The sequence below is a fragment of the Paraburkholderia sediminicola genome, from assembly GCF_046026675.1.
Lineage (GTDB): Bacteria > Pseudomonadota > Gammaproteobacteria > Burkholderiales > Burkholderiaceae > Paraburkholderia > Paraburkholderia sediminicola_F.
Genome location: NZ_JAQQEY010000002.1, coordinates 3366205 through 3381110, shown reverse-complemented (window position 1 = coordinate 3381110; position 14906 = coordinate 3366205). Strand labels below are relative to the sequence as shown.

At 63.6% G+C, this 14906-nt stretch carries 13 protein-coding genes; 10 read left to right on the top strand and 3 right to left on the bottom strand.

Going from position 1 to position 14906, the window contains the following annotated elements:
- Positions 1–2 precede the first annotated feature (2 nt).
- Both sctV and sctU read right to left on the bottom strand, forming a co-directional pair.
- Positions 3–2033, bottom strand: coding sequence for a type III secretion system export apparatus subunit SctV (sctV, locus tag PQQ86_RS34830; RefSeq protein WP_408279432.1), 2031 nt, complete (start codon positions 2031–2033; stop codon positions 3–5).
- Between the two features lie 86 nt (positions 2034–2119).
- The gene (gene sctU / locus PQQ86_RS34825) at positions 2120–3262 is read right to left on the bottom strand and encodes a type III secretion system export apparatus subunit SctU (protein WP_408277664.1); all 1143 of its coding nucleotides are present in this window, start codon (positions 3260–3262) and stop codon (positions 2120–2122) included.
- Positions 3263–3565: 303 nt separating this feature from the next.
- Here sctU and PQQ86_RS34820 point away from each other — a divergent pair, with 303 nt between their 5' ends.
- The 10 genes from PQQ86_RS34820 (at position 3566) to sctC (ending at position 13344) form a co-directional block, all read left to right on the top strand.
- A complete protein-coding gene (locus PQQ86_RS34820; RefSeq protein ID WP_408277661.1) occupies positions 3566–4183 on the top strand; it encodes an HrpB1 family type III secretion system apparatus protein in 618 nt (205 codons plus the stop codon).
- A 25-nt stretch (positions 4184–4208) separates the two neighbouring features.
- Entirely contained in the window at positions 4209–4607 is a 399-nt protein-coding gene (locus PQQ86_RS34815) for a type III secretion protein HrpB2 (protein ID WP_408277659.1), read from the top strand.
- A gap of 77 nt (positions 4608–4684) precedes the next feature.
- Complete coding sequence (gene sctJ, locus PQQ86_RS34810; protein ID WP_408277656.1) at positions 4685–5512, top strand: type III secretion system inner membrane ring lipoprotein SctJ; 828 nt, start codon at positions 4685–4687, stop codon at positions 5510–5512.
- An 18-nt stretch (positions 5513–5530) separates the two neighbouring features.
- Complete coding sequence (locus PQQ86_RS34805) at positions 5531–6289, top strand: type III secretion protein HrpB4 (protein ID WP_408277652.1); 759 nt, start codon at positions 5531–5533, stop codon at positions 6287–6289.
- Positions 6274–7095 (top strand): type III secretion system stator protein SctL, encoded by an 822-nt coding sequence (gene sctL / locus PQQ86_RS34800; RefSeq protein WP_408277650.1) that lies wholly within the window; start codon positions 6274–6276, stop codon positions 7093–7095. Before PQQ86_RS34805 ends, sctL begins: the two co-directional genes overlap by 16 nt.
- Positions 7092–8441: a type III secretion system ATPase SctN gene (gene sctN / locus PQQ86_RS34795; RefSeq protein ID WP_408198753.1), complete on the top strand. Its 1350-nt coding sequence runs from the start codon at positions 7092–7094 to the stop codon at positions 8439–8441. The genes sctL and sctN overlap by 4 nt, the downstream gene beginning before the upstream one ends.
- Before the next feature lie 14 nt (positions 8442–8455).
- Positions 8456–8968, top strand: coding sequence for a type III secretion protein HrpB7 (locus tag PQQ86_RS34790; protein WP_408277647.1), 513 nt, complete (start codon positions 8456–8458; stop codon positions 8966–8968).
- Complete coding sequence (gene sctT, locus PQQ86_RS34785) at positions 8965–9819, top strand: type III secretion system export apparatus subunit SctT (protein ID WP_408277644.1); 855 nt, start codon at positions 8965–8967, stop codon at positions 9817–9819. Before PQQ86_RS34790 ends, sctT begins: the two co-directional genes overlap by 4 nt.
- Before the next feature lie 188 nt (positions 9820–10007).
- The gene (locus PQQ86_RS34780) at positions 10008–11483 is read left to right on the top strand and encodes a helix-turn-helix transcriptional regulator (protein WP_408277642.1); all 1476 of its coding nucleotides are present in this window, start codon (positions 10008–10010) and stop codon (positions 11481–11483) included.
- Positions 11484–11556: 73 nt separating this feature from the next.
- Positions 11557–13344 (top strand): type III secretion system outer membrane ring subunit SctC, encoded by a 1788-nt coding sequence (gene sctC, locus PQQ86_RS34775; RefSeq protein ID WP_408277639.1) that lies wholly within the window; start codon positions 11557–11559, stop codon positions 13342–13344.
- Between the two features lie 104 nt (positions 13345–13448).
- Here the strand turns inward: sctC and PQQ86_RS34770 are convergent, their stop codons facing one another.
- Positions 13449–14507 carry a response regulator transcription factor gene (locus PQQ86_RS34770; protein WP_408277636.1) on the bottom strand — a complete coding sequence of 353 codons (1059 nt, stop codon included), beginning with the start codon at positions 14505–14507 and terminating at the stop codon, positions 13449–13451.
- Between the last annotated feature and the right edge of the window lie 399 nt (positions 14508–14906).

Below are 14906 nucleotides of genomic sequence, written 5' to 3'. Positions count from 1 at the left end.
CCTCAGATCGACACACGGCCGAGCGGCCGCAATTCGACGTGCTCGCCGAGTTCCTGATACGAATACACCGCGAGCCAGCCGAGCCGTGCCTCGATCATGCGCCGCACGTAACGGCGAATATCCATCGACGTCACCAGCGCCACCCCTTCGCGCGGCACAGCGCCGACGAAGGACTGGATCTTGTCGATCAGCAACGTGGCTTCATCGGGCGGCAAGGCAAGGAAGTTGCCGGTCGGCGTCTGCTTGATCGATTGACGGATATGTTGCTCGACCGGCATGTCGAACAGCACCGCCGACAAAGTCCGCTCGCCGCTCGCGGCCCGATGCGCGAGAAAGCGCGAGAGGTCGCCGCGCACGTACTCGGTGAGCATCAGCATGTCTTTTTCTTTCGGTCCCCACGCGATCAGACTTTCCATGATCGTGCGGACATTGCGGATCGAAATCTGCTCTTCGAGCAGGCGGCGCAGCACGTCGGCGATCCGTTGCGGCGGCAGCACCTTCTGCACTTCGGCAACGAGGCCCGGATAGTCGCTCCCTAGCTGATCGAGAATCCATTGCACTTCCTGGATGCCGAGAAAGAGCGGTGCGTGCCGCCGCATCAGCGCCACAGACGCATGCGCGATGGCCTGTTCCGCGCGCCATACCGGTGTTTTCGGCGGCACCGCGCGCTCTTCGAGCCAGCGCGTCGGCGCGCCGCTGGTGTCGATTGGCGGACCGGCCTCGCATTGCGCGATGAGCGCGTCCATTGCCTGGCTTTCTTCGTTCGTCAGCGTGACGGGTGCGGCCGAATGCGCGAGACGGCTGGCTTCGGGCAACATCACTTTGCCAGCCGGCAGTTCGATCGTCAGTTGCGGCACATCGTGCACGAGGATCTGGCAAGTGGATGAAGGCAGCGCGGCATAGGTCCACATCGTGATACCCGGAAACGGCAAGCCGAGTTCTTCCTGCAAGCGCGCGCGTTCGGTTTCGAACGACTTGTCGAGCGCGGGCATGGTTAGCCGGGCGACGAGGTCAGGCGCAATGCGAACGCCGAGCGGGCAGGTGAACTGCGGTGCGCGCGCCAGAATCGCGGGCACGTCGGTCTTTGAACCCGAGCGTTGCATGGCATGCAGCGATTCGCGTTCGTGGTTTTGCTGCTGGGGCTTTTTTGCGTTCAGACGCCATGCGGTGAATGCGAGCGTGCCGGCGAGCAGCAGGAAGAGCGCGGCCGGAAAGCCTGGTACCGCAGCGAAGCCAAGCAGCAACACGGCCGCGAAATACAGCGCGCGCGAACTGGAACCGAGCTGGCGACCGATCTCATCGCCGAGCGAGCCGGGCTTGGCTTGCCGTTCATCCGCGACGCGCGTGATCATCACGCCGGCCGCCACCGACAACAACAGTGACGGAATCTGCGACACCATCGCATCGCCGACCGACAGAATCGAAAAGCGGTTCGCCGCTTCGCCCGCGCTCATGTTGTGATACGCGACACCCACCGCGATACCCGCGACGATGTTGATCATCGTGATGATCAACCCCGCAATCGCATCGCCTTTGACGAACTTCATCGCACCGTCCATGCCGCCGTGCAACTGGCTTTCGACGGCAAGCGTCGCGCGTTTGCGGCGCGCTTCCTCGGCGGTCAGCAGATTGGCGCGCAGGTCGGCATCGATACTCATCTGCTTGCCCGGCAGCGCGTCGAGTGTGAAGCGCGCGCCGACTTCGGCGACCCGTTCCGAACCCTTTGCGATCACGATGAACTGCACGGTGGTGATGATGACGAACACCACCAGCCCGACCACCAGATTGCCGCCCACCACCAGTTCGCCGAAGCTCTCGATGATATGGCCGGCCTCCGCATGCAACAGAATCGACTTGGTCGACGCGATGTTCAGCGAGAGCCGGTATAGCGTGGTGAACAGCAGCAGCGACGGGAACGCGGACAGCGACACCACGTCGGGCACATACATCGTCACCATCAGCAAGGTCACGCTGATCGTGATGTTCACGCCGAGCAGAATGTCGATCAGTGTCGGCGGCAACGGCAGGATCATCAGCGAAATGATCGCGACGATCAGCGCGACGATGCCGATTTCACCACTGGCAGGAAGTTTCAACGTCTTCAGCATGGTGGGTCTCGTCAGTGGAGGGCGGGCGGCGGACCGGAGGGATGCATGGCTGCACTATCGGCGTGCATGTCGACGTGTGTGCCGGCGCCGGCGGCCAGATCGCCCTCCACGCGCCGCACGCCGATTGCATCGACCCAGCGCAGAATCGCCGCGACCGTCTCGAACAACTCTTCGGGAATCGGCTGATCGACGCCGACCTTGTACAGCGCACGCGCAACCGGCGGATTGCCGATGATCGGCACGCCCGCGTCGCGGGCCGCACGCCGCAGCTCGGCGGCGCTCTCGTCCATGCCTTTGGCGATCACGCGCGGCAGCGGGTGTTCGTCCGGCGCATAGCGCACCGCGACCGAATAGTGGGTCGGATTGACCACCATCATGTTCGCCATGCCGACTTTCGATTGCGGCGGCGCGTTCAGCATTTCGCGCGCGAGGCGTCGCCGTTCGCCCTTGATGCGCGGATCGCCTTCCTGATTCTTGTGCTCGCGTTTGACCTCGTCCTTCGACATCTTCATCTTCTTGAGGAACATGAAGCTTTGCAGCTTGACGTCCGCGGCGCCGACCAGCACGAACACCGCCGCAGCCACCATGAAGAGCTTCAGCAGCAGGTCCCAGAACATGCGCACGAGTTCCGGCAGCGGCTGATACAGCGAGCCGACGATCAGCGGAAACAGCCACTTGATGGTCTGCCACATCACGCAGAACACGATCGCCGCCTTGACGATCATCTTCGCGCACTCGATCAGCGTGCGAACCGAGAAAATGCGCTTGAGGCCCGCCATCGGGCTGACGGCCTTTGGATCGGGCGTGATCGGCTTGGTGGCGATCTGCATGCCGACCTGGCCGATCGAGCCGGCAATCGCGGCGAGCGCCGCGATGCACACGCACGGCACGATCGCCGACAGCGCAAGGCCGCCGATTTTGTAGAACTGCGTCTGCATATTGGTCAGCGAATGGTCGCCGTTGACGAAGCCCGTGGCGATCAGCACCGCCTCGCGCATCGCGTCGCTGAAGTGGCTGGCGCCCGCCATCAGCAACAACACCACCGCCGACATCGAGATCGAATCGGTCAAATCGCTGCTGCGGGACACCTGACCGTCCTTGCGCGCGTCCCGCAGCTTTTTCTGGGTTGGCTCTTCGGTCTTTTCGTCGCTCATGTCGGCTCGGTCGCGATGGGAGGAGGGGCGTGGGCGGGCGGAGCACGCGGCGCGTTCACGAATCGGGCGTGAAACAGGGGCCGCATATCCCGCCTGACGATAGCGCTCGCGCCTGGTCCCCGTGCCGGGCGAGGCGAAGCGGGCGCGCGCATTACGAAGCGGACACCCGGCTTCGCATCCCATGCGCTCACTTCGCATCCAACGGTTTGCTGCCGCGCGCCGGTTGCTATGTTTGCGTCATCCTTCCCGACCGGCTGCGAACGGCACGGTCGACCTCAACGCTTCTGTCAGGAGCCCATCGCCATGACCGTCAGCACGCCGGAATACATGAATTGCAGCCCCGATGTCGTCGGCGGTCTGATCGAAACCGTTTCGACCGCGCTGCTCAGCAACTTCCCGAAGGTCTCCGCCGATCCGTACGACATCGAACTCGTGCTCGATGCGCTGCGCGTGCTGCGTCCGCGCGTCGCCGAAATCGACACGCTCGACGGCATCCTGCATATGGTGCGCGGCCACTGGGACGACGCCATCCACGTGCTGCGCCAGGTCGGCGAGAACGCGCCGCGCTTCGGCTACGCCAAGGCGCTGCTCGCTTTCTGCCTGTCAGCGAAGGGCGACCCGGACTGGAAGCAGAGCGCCACCGAAGCCATGGAAAACAATCCAACGCGCGATACGCAATCGCTGGTGCGCGCGCTCGAAGCCCGCGAGGACCTGCTCAATGCGATGAAGGTGAAGCGTGCCGGCGGCCAGTTCGTCACGCCGAAATCGTTGGAGGCGCTGGCGGAGTTCGACGCGGAAACCGCTGAAAACGCCGTGCCCGATGCTCAGTCGCTTGTTCAGCCAGCGGCGGCAGCGCCTGCGCCGGCTACGGCCGCGCCGGTTGCAACCGATTACGCGCACCAGTCGTTCCTGCGAGCCTGATTTCCTTCCGTTTCTGGAGCCGCACATGACCGTCAATGCCACCACGACCGCCTTGCAAGCCTCGCTCGAGCAGATGTCGCAAGGCGCGGGCGCCGCGCCGGCCGCGCAGACCACGCCTGAAATGGCCGACAAGTTCCAGTCGCTGATGCAGAAGTCGCCCATGAGCGCACCCGCCACGCCGCAGCAGGACGGCACGGCGGTTGCCTCGAAGCTGGTCGCCTCGCAGGACGCCGAGCTGCAACACACCGTCAACGACGCGCTGCAGCTCGCGCAGCAGGCGCCGAACATGACGATGAACGAGATGAGCGCGGGCACGATCCGTATGACGCTCGAGCTCGCCAGCACGCAGCTCGATCTGGAAGCGAAGATGGGCGTGGTGGATTCGTCGAAGTCGGCGATCGAAACGCTGATGAAGAACCAGTAACGCACCTGCGCACGCCACCTTGAATGTGGCGCTGCGCCTTCGCGAACCTTGTGCACACGATGCGAGACGCCGCCACCATGTTCGACCGACTGCCGATCCGCCGCCGCGCCGCACCGTTACTCTGCATACTCGCGTTGTGCGTGATGCTGAGCGGCTGCAAGAAAGAGCTGTACGGCAACCTGTCCGAGCAGGACGTCAACGAGATGGTGGTCGCGCTGCTGGAGCGCGGCGTGGATGCGTCGAAAGATACGTCGGATGCGGGCAAGACCTGGTCGCTCGACGTCGACGACGCGCAAATGGTTCGCGCGATGGAAGTCTTGCGCGCGCGCGGTTTGCCGCACAACAAGTTCGACGACCTCGGCGCTTTGTTCAAGAAGGACGGGCTGGTTTCGACACCGACCGAAGAGCGTGTGCGGTTCATCTACGGCACGTCGCAGGAGTTGTCGTCGACCTTGTCGAAGATCGACGGCGTGCTGGTCGCGCGCGTGCAGATTGTTTTGCCGAACAACGACCCATTGGCGCAGACCATCAAGCCCTCGTCGGCGGCGGTTTTCATCAAGTATCGGCGCGACTCGGATATCGGCGCGCTGGTGCCGCAGATCAAGACGCTCGTCATGCATAGCGTGGAAGGGCTCACCTACGATCAGGTCAGCGTGACCGCAGTCGCGGCGGACCCGGTCGAATACTCGCAACTTCCCCAGAGCAATAGCATGCCGGTGTGGCTGATGGGCGTGCTGGCCGGTGTGGTCGTGCTGGCCGCGACGGCGCTCCTGGTGCTCGCGCGCCGTGGCGTACTGGCGGGACGGCCGGGCGGCGAGGCGGGTGGCGCTGGAACGGGCGAGCCCGCAAGCGGCCGCTTCGCTGGATTGCTGGCGCGTTTGCGCCGTCTGCGCCCCGCGAACTGATCCGGCGACGCGGCTACGATGAACGCGCCGACCGATCTGCCTTTCATGCGGGTGGCCGCGGCGCTCGATTCGTATCGCTGCAATCTCGCGACCGCAGCGCACTGGGCCGATCTGTCGTGGAGCGCCGCGTTGCTCGGCGTGAACGCGGCGCAGTTGGAACATTGGCGTGCTGCGCTCGAACGCACCGGTGCAGCGACGGTCCAGGCCTGTTCCCAAGCCCTCGCTGATGCTGCCGGCGTCAAGCCGCCTTCGTTCGCCTCGCTCACCCAAGCGGCGCTGAAATCGACGCCTGTGGGCACCGTACAGCCGAATGTCGCGCTACTCGACGTGCTGCCGGTCCGTCACGCCCTACAGGTTCTGCGCATGCGTGCACTGTCGTTCCGGCGCGCGGAGGTGCGTCGTCTGATCGACAAACGCACGCGATCGCAACTGTCGGAGTGGACGGGTGTGGGCATCGACCGTCTCACTCAGGACGCCCATCTTGCCGATGCGCCCGATATCGCGCGTTTGGCCGCACGCGCCGCGATGCCGCCGTTGACCGCACTGGATGCCGGGACGCTGGCGGTAGAAGGCTGCGCGCTGCTGTTGCGCGATCTGGGCGGCGCGAACGAAAACGCGCGTGTGCCGTTTCCGCTGCTGCGGCTTGCATTGCCGCGCGTGCTGCCCACTCCCGCATGGCTCGCGTGCGTGCCTGAAGAGCTCGATGCGCCCGGCTCTGCCCGGCTCTTCGCGCGTCTATCCGATCTGCTACCGGAGTTTGCATGGCTATTTGGTTGAAGCACGCACGCTCCGCCTTCGGCGAAATCGATGCAAACGCTTCGTTCGCCCGAGTCGGCGCGGCTGCGGATGTGATTCCCCGCGCGACCTTCGGCGAGCTGGTCTCGATTGACGCGGCCTATGCCGCGCTCGCCGCCGAACGCGACGCACTGCTAGCCGACGCGCGTGACGAGGCGGCGCGAATCGTCGATGCAGGCCATGCGCAGGCCGCCGAAGTCGCCGAACAGGCGCAGCGCGAATACGATACCGCCAGCGAGCAGGGCTACCGCGACGGCTGCGATCGCGCGCTCGCCGACTGGATGCAGCGTCTCGCCGACGTCGCCGATGCGCAGAGCCAGTTGCAGATCCGCATGCGCGAGCGGCTGGCGCAGATCGTTGCGTCGGCGGTCGAACAGATCGTGCGCGTGGAGCGTCATGAGGCGCTGTTCGAGCGGGCGCTTGCCACAGTCGACCGGATCGTGGAGGGTGCGACCTATCTGCGTGTCGCCGTCCATCCCGACGACTACGCCGAGGCCAAAGCCACCTTCGACCGGCTCGCCTCGCGCTGGCGCGATCTCGGCCAGCCGATCCCGCTCTCGGTGATCGCGGATAAACGGCTCGATCCCGGCAGTTGCGTCTGCGAGTCCGACTTCGGCACCGTCGACGCGAGCCTCGATACGCAATTGCGCGCCATGCGCAGTGCCGTGTCGCGCGCGCTGAAACGCTCGGTCGAAGAGGCCGATGCGCACGGCGAAGAGCCGGCGTCGGCCGATGCGGACAACGATGCCGATGGCTACGACATGCGCAACGACGAGGAAGCGGCATGAGCACCCCATGGCTCACCCGCACCGTCGATTTCGACCGGCTGACCGACGAGATCGAACGCGAGATTCTGGCCGTGCCGGGCGTGGCGCGCACCGGCAAAGTACTGGAAGTGATCGGCACGCTGATCAAGGTGGCCGGTCTCGATCTGTCGCTCGGTGAGCTGTGCGAGTTGCGCGCGCCGAACGGCACCTTGCTTCAGCATGCCGAGGTGATCGGTTTCACGCGCGACGTCGCGCTGCTGTCGCCGTTCTCGCGCCTCGAAAACATTTCGCGTTCGACCCAGGTGATCGGCCTCGGTCGCTCGCTCGCCGTGAAAGTCGGTGACATGTTGCTCGGCCGCGTGATCGACAGCCTCGGCGAACCTGTGGACGGCGGTCCGCCGATTCATTCCGACACGCTGCGGCCGATTTTCGCGGCGCCACCCGACCCGATGAGCCGCCGCATGATCGAGGCGCCATTGCCGACCGGCGTGCGCGCCGTCGACGCGATGATGACCCTCGCCGAGGGCCAACGCATGGGCATCTTCGCGCCGGCCGGCGTGGGTAAAAGTACCTTGCTCGGCATGTTCGCACGCGGAGCTTCGTGCGACGTCAACGTGATCGCGCTGATCGGCGAGCGCGGCCGCGAAGTGCGCGAGTTCGTCGAACTGATTCTCGGACCAGAAGGCATGGCACGCTCGGTGGTGGTGTGCGCGACGTCGGACCGTTCGTCGATGGAGCGTGCGAAAGCGGCTTACGTCGCGACCGCGATTGCCGAGTACTTCCGTGACCGCGGCCAGCGCGTGCTGCTGATGATGGACTCGCTGACGCGCTTCGCGCGCGCCGGCCGGGAGATCGGTCTCGCGGCCGGCGAGCCGCCCGCGAGACGCGGCTTCCCGCCGTCCATCTTCGCCGAATTGCCGCGTTTGCTGGAACGCGCGGGCATGGGCGAGACCGGCTCGATCACGGCGCTCTACACCGTGCTCGCCGAAGACGATAGCGGCAGCGATCCGATTGCGGAAGAAGTGCGAGGCATTCTCGACGGCCACATGATCCTGTCGCGCGAAATCGCGGCGAAAAACCAGTACCCCGCGATCGACGTGCTCGGCAGTTTGTCGCGCGTGATGCCGCAGGTCGTGCCAGACAGTTACGTGCAGGCCGCGGCGCGGATTCGCGAATTGATGGCGAAGCATCGCGAGGTGGAGATGCTGTTGCAGATCGGCGAATATCAGCCCGGCACCAATCCGCTCGCCGACGAAGCCATTGCGAAGGCCGACGCGATCAAGGCGTTTCTGTCGCAACGCACCGGCGACTACGCCGCGCCGAACGATACGGAAGCGCTGTTGTACGACCTGAGCGGGCTCGGCTGATGGCGTCAGGGTCCATGGGTATGCAACAACGGCGCATCGTCGCGCTCGAGCGATCGTGCACGCGGCGCCGACGTCTCGACGAGACCTTGCGCGTGACGCTTACGGCGCAGCGCAATGCACAACTGCAACTCGAAGCCACGCGCGACGCGAAGGCGGCCCAGGTCGCGCACGAGGCCGGCGTGCTGCAGTTCTACCAGCATCGCATCGACGGCATGATGACGGGCACCGAACCGTTCTCGCTCGACGATCTGAACAACTGCCGTTTGTACATCGGCGTGGTGAACGACCGGCTGCGCCTGCTCGAAGCGGAACTCGCGCAAGCCGAAGCGGCCGTGCAGGTCAATAGCGCCGCGATCGCGCAGACGCAAGGCGATATCGCCCTGAATCAAGGCCGCATCGATCTGTGCGGCGAACGGATTCGCGATATCCGTCGCGTTCAGGAGAACGCCGCCAGCGACGCGAGCGACGAGGAGGCTGAAGAAACCGCGCTTGCGCGACGTTTTCAGGCGCGCGGGGCGCACGCATGAACGACATTTTTTCCGCGCTGCCGCAACTCGGCACGCTGCTGGTCGGCTACATCACGTTGATCGGCGTGTGCTCGCTGCGCCTGTTTATCGTGATGTTCATCTTCCCGCCGACCGCGGACGGTTTGCTGCAAGGCGTGGTACGCAATGCGATTGTGCTGCTGTTCAGCTCCTACGTGGCGTACGGACAGCCCGTCGCCTTCATGCAATCGCTGCACGGCGTCATGCTGCTGGAAGTCGGCTTGCGCGAGGCGCTGATCGGACTCGTGATCGGTTTCGCGGCATCGGTCGTGTTCTGGGTCGCGGAGGGCGCGGGCACCTATATCGACGATCTGACCGGCTACAACAACGTGCAGATCACCAATCCCACGCGCCAGGAGCAATCGACGCCGACCGCCACGCTGCTCGGGCAAATTGCCGCCGTTGCGTTCTGGGCACTTGGCGGCATGACCTTTCTGCTTGGTACGCTATACGAGTCGTATCACTGGTGGCCGATCGTGTCGGCGGGGCCGAACGTGTCGAACATACTCGAATCGTTTGTACTCACGCAGACCGACACGCTGATGCAAACCATCGCCAAGCTCGCCGCACCGATGATGTTCATTCTGCTGCTGGTCGACTTCGCCTTTGGCTTTGCTGCGAAGTCGGCGTCGAAGCTCGATTTGATGACGCTGAGTCAGCCGGTCAAAGGCGCGGTGACGGTGTTGATGCTGGCGCTGTTCGTCGGCATTTTCGTTGACCAGGTGCGTGATCAGGTGACGTTGCGTGGCCTTGAGGCGCAGTTTCGCGTGCTTAACGAAACGACGAAGGCGCCGAATGCACCGAACTCTTCGAGTCCGCCGAACAAGCCTTGAGCTTGTGTTGAGAATGCCTTCCAGAACGTCGCTGCGCGGCCGCGTCGACGCAAATCTCAAACCTTCTCAAATGCGCCGCAAATATCAGATTAATTGAAACTTCGTTTGGCGTGCCTCGCTACATTGACTCCACTCGACGCATCGCGCATGCCGCTTGCGACGCGTTCCCGCACTCAGAGGAGTCGTCCATGTTCTCGATGCTTTACTTCCCCGTGGTATCCGCGCTTGCGACGCCCGCACCCTGTGCCCACACGGCACTGTCCGGCCGTTTTCTCGATACGTTGCTTGACGGCAAGCTGAACGCCGCGAGTCAGCTGGCGAGCCGTTGGGCCGACGAAGCCGGCAACGCCGAATTCGCGCCGCACGCGCTGCAACTGCACGCCGATCTGCAACTGATGCTCGGCATCGAAGTCGAGGCCGAGGAGAACTATCGTCGCTCGCAAAAGCTGATCCGTTCGTCGAAGCACGCGATCCGTACCGCGTCATGCCGCAACGCCGCATGGCAGGCATTTTTCCGGCATCGCCTCGGCACGGCGCTGGCGTGCTTCTCGCGTGTTGCCGACGAGCCCGAGATCGAGCCGGCGCGCGCCGTGGAAGCGCACTTCGGCATTGTTTGCGTGCTCTACGAACTGGGCCGCACCAGCGAAGCCGCCGACGCCATCGACGATCTTTTCGAACGGGTGGAACGCGATCTTGACGACGCGGCGGGTCATTGGCACGCGCTGCTCGCGACGCTACGTTTCGACCTCGCCGTGCAAATGGAAGTGCGTAACGCGACGGCGCTGCGCGATCACGTTTACTGGCAATCGGGTTTGTCGAGCGAACGCGTACCACGGCCTGGCCAGGGCGCCGACGCGAGCGTCGACAGCCTCGCGCGCGCGGTGTTCGGTGTGCGCTCGCCGTTGCTGCGCGCGCGTATCGACTATCTGCAGCAATTGCGTCTGGCCGCCTGCGCGGATCGAGACGCGATCGGCGAACTGCAGCGTCATCTGCAGTGGTCGCGCGAGCAGGGAATCGGCGACTATCAACGCACGCTGCGCCTCGAAATCGCCCTGGCGACACTAGCCGGCGCGGCGCCGCATCTGGCCTGCTCGATTCTGGAACCGCTGCATCAGATCGGCCGCAACGGCACCACCGGCCACCGCCAGCTGGAATATCTCTACTGCAGCGCGAAAACGCGTCAGGCCGAAGGCCGTGCGCAGGAGTCGCTGCAACTCTACAGCCGCTATGCGCTCGTGGCCATGCAATGCCTGCGCGAAGACTCGCAGGTGCGTGCTCCGTTCCTGCAGCGCAGCGCGAAAGCCTCGCCGCAACTCGACGACGTCGGCGCACGTCTGCCGGCCAAATACCGCCGCGCATATAGCTACGTGCTCGACAACCTCGACCGGCGCGATCTTTCAGTACGCGAAGTGGCTGCGGAAATTGGCGTGACCGAGCGCGCCCTGCAAAGCGCCTTCAAGAATTTTCTCGGACTGTCGCCAACCGAATTGATCCGCCGTCAACGCATGGAGCGGATTCGCGCGGAACTCACCGACCGGTCGTATTCGAGCGATCGCGGCGTACTGGGCGCGGCGAGCAAATGGGGCGTACAAAACCGCTCGACGCTCGTGAACGGTTATCGCAAGCAGTTTCATGAAGCGCCGTCCGAGACGCTTGAACGATAGCGCGGCCGCAGTTGCTACTGCTGCGCGTCACGGTATTCGCGGTTTTTTCCATCACCCTTACACAGTCGACTCCATGAAATCGAAGACGCTGTTCTGCGCCGCGTGGCTCGCGGCGTCCCTGACGTTGAGCGCGCTGCAACCTGCTAGCGCGGCTCCCGTGCGATGGCGCGGTACCTCGGTGCACATCGCCGTGGAAGGCAAAGATCTGAAAGACGTGCTGCGCGATTTCACCGCGAGCCAGGGCGTGGCCGCGTCGATCGCGGGCAATGTTCAGGGTGCGGTGACGGGCCGCTTCGATATGTCGCCACAGCGCTTTCTCGACACGCTTGCTTCGACTTTCGGCTTTGTCTGGTTCTATGACGGCAGCGTGCTGTCGATCAGCAGCGCCAACGATGTCACGCATCAGGTGATCAAACTCGATCACGCGTCCGCTTCCGATCTGCGCGCCGCGCTGCATACGATGAGCGTCGACGACGCGCGCTTCCCGGTCGTATACGACGAAAGCGCGGGCACGGCGATCGTCAACGGTCCGCCGCAATATGTGCAGATGGTGAGCGAGATCGCCAGACGCCTTGACGAGAACGCGAGCCGCCGCAGCGGCTCCGTGATTCGCGTGTTCAAGCTGAAGCACGCATGGGCCGCGGACCACAAGGTGCAGATCGACGGCAACACGATCACGGTTCCGGGTGTGGCCACCGTGCTGTCGAACATGTATCACGCGAAGCAGGAGAAGGGCGGCGGCGGGCAATCGCAGACCTCGGTGCAGCCGAATATGCAGCGCGTTCCGCCGATGACCGACGTGGGCGGCGGCGACACCGGCGGCGCCCCGGTCACGAACCCGCCGTTGCCGCCCAACATGGCTGACGGGCAAGGCTCAGCGCTTGGCGGTCTGGTCGGCAACGCGCAGCCGTCTGGCTACGGCAGCACGGGCAATGTCGGCTACGCGAATGCGCCAGGTGCCGCGCAGTCGAGCTTGCCTAGCGGTGGTGATCTGACCTTGCCGATCATGCAACCCGATCCGACCACCAATTCGGTTCTGATCCGGGATACGCCGCAGCGTATCGACCAGTATGCGTCGCTGATCGATCAACTCGATACGCGACCCAAGCTGATCGAGATCGAGGCGCACATTATCGAAATCGACGACGATGTGCTCGCGCAGATCGGCGTGGACTGGCGTGCGCACAACAGTCATCTCGACTTCCAGACCGGCACCGGAACGTATCAGCAGAACAGTTACGCGAACGGCCAGATCAATCCGAACTTCGGCACCACGACGCTTGCCGACGGCACCACGGTGGTTTCCGCGACGCCGGTGGGCGCCTCGATTACCGCCGTACTCGGCGATGCGGGGCGCTATCTGATGGCGCGCGTCAATGCGATGCAGAGCACCTCGAAGGCGAAGATCGACGCGTCGCCGAAGGTCGCGACGCTCGACAACGTCGAAGCCGTGATGGACAACAAGACCAAGTTTTTCGTGCGAGTATCCGGCTATACGTCAGCGGATCTGTATAGCGTGTCGACCGGCATCTCGCTGCGCGTGCTGCCGATGGTAGTGCAGGAAGACGGCCAGACACGTATCAAGCTCGAAGTGCATATCGAAGACGGTCAGCTCACCGGGCAGCAGGTCGACAACATTCCTGTGATCACCAGCAGTCAGATCAATACACAGGCCTTTGTCGGCCAGGGTGAAAGTCTGTTGATCGCTGGTTATAGCGTCGATAACAACTCGAATGGCGTGACCGGCGTGCCGGGTTTGTCGAAGATTCCACTCATCGGCGCGCTGTTCCGCAACAACAACGACTCCCGCTCGCATATGGAGCGTGTCTTCCTGTTGTCGCCACGGGTGTTGGATCTGTAATCGCGGGGGCTGTTGTGAAACGGGGGGCAGGCGCACGCTGCGCTTGCCCCCAATGTGTGTTTGATGCACCGCTTCCGCGATGGTGTGCGTCCCGTGGCCGTTGTTTAGCGGCGCCGTGCGTTGCTCCCTAGCAGCGCGGCGGGAATCGAGAACGACGTCAATGCCGACGAAGAATCGCTGCCCGACGATTCAACCCCGCGCGCAGTGAAGCCCGCTACCGGGTGCACGAAGTGCGCGGTGCCGCTGTGCCACATGGCTGCATACTGCCCCCACGGTTGCGCGCTGCGAGCGGCTTCGCTGTCTTTTGCATGAACGTCGAGCGCTCGGGAGGGACGCGTTGTTTGTCCAACGCATTCTCGATTTGCTTCGTGGCGAGCGATGTCGACGACTTCAGTGATCGCCGCGATCGCATCGGCGGCCTGCTCGACGTGGGCTACCCCCGGCATGATGGCGTCGGCATCCGCCTTGCCGTCGCACAACTCGACGCGATATCCGTGCGCATACATCGTGCGTAGCTGGACGCCTGACGCGCCGTTCAGCCCCAGCTTCTTGCGCAATTTGTAGATGTGTTGTTCGAGCGTGCGGCCCACGATATCTTCCGTGCTGCTCCAGATCGCACCGGCAATCTGCCGGCGGCTCACGTATTCGCCGGCGCGCGAGAACAGCAGCCATGCAATCGCGAATTCGCGCACCGTCAGGCGGATTTCGCGTTCGTCCACCAGCACCGTGCCGGTACGCCGGTCCAGGCGGTAGGGACCGAGTTCGGCCCGATCTTCGGATTGCAGCGGTGGCGGCGACTGGAACCGGCGCAACGCCTGGTAGGTGCGTACCTCGAGTTCGCCCCGATCGATCGGTGAGAGCACTACATCGTCGGCACCGACTTCGAAGGCCCGTTCGATGCTGTCACGATCGGCAAATGCGCCAATCACGATCAACGGCGCACGGCGGTCGCCATAGCAGGCACGGCGTGCGAATACCGCCCGCGTTGCATCGATTCCCGTCGCCGCGTCGACAAGGATGGCGTGATAGTCCTCCCGATAGATCGCCCGCGATAGCGCGACGTCATCGAGGAAGCGGCAGCATTCGATCGTATCGTCGCGAAAGCATTGGCAAATCAGATTGAACAGACTGCTGCTGGTGGTCATCACGGCGAATTTCAACATGCCCTCCCGGGACTGATGCCTAAGGTTGCTTCCCAAACCGCATTGCGTGTCCCGAAAATTACGGCCCTTAAAATATCAGGGCTGTAACGAATTGTTTCATCGCATGACGCATTGAAATGAAATGAAAGATTAAGAATTTGTTTCGCATCGTTTCGATCCGGTCAATAACCAGACAGATCGCGGCTATTAGCCGGGAGATGCACTTCTAAACACGATTTCGGCATCAATTACCGTCATGCATTCAGTAACGGGTAAAAGAGACCCGCATCGCCGGGAATCGCACGCGAAGCAAGGTTCGCAGTACCTTTCAGCGTTGCAAGCCATATTTACTTTTGTTGAGAATCTGGAAAGCGCGTTTTAAGAAATGCGGCTTCGCATTTCCATGAGCTTTGTTGAATC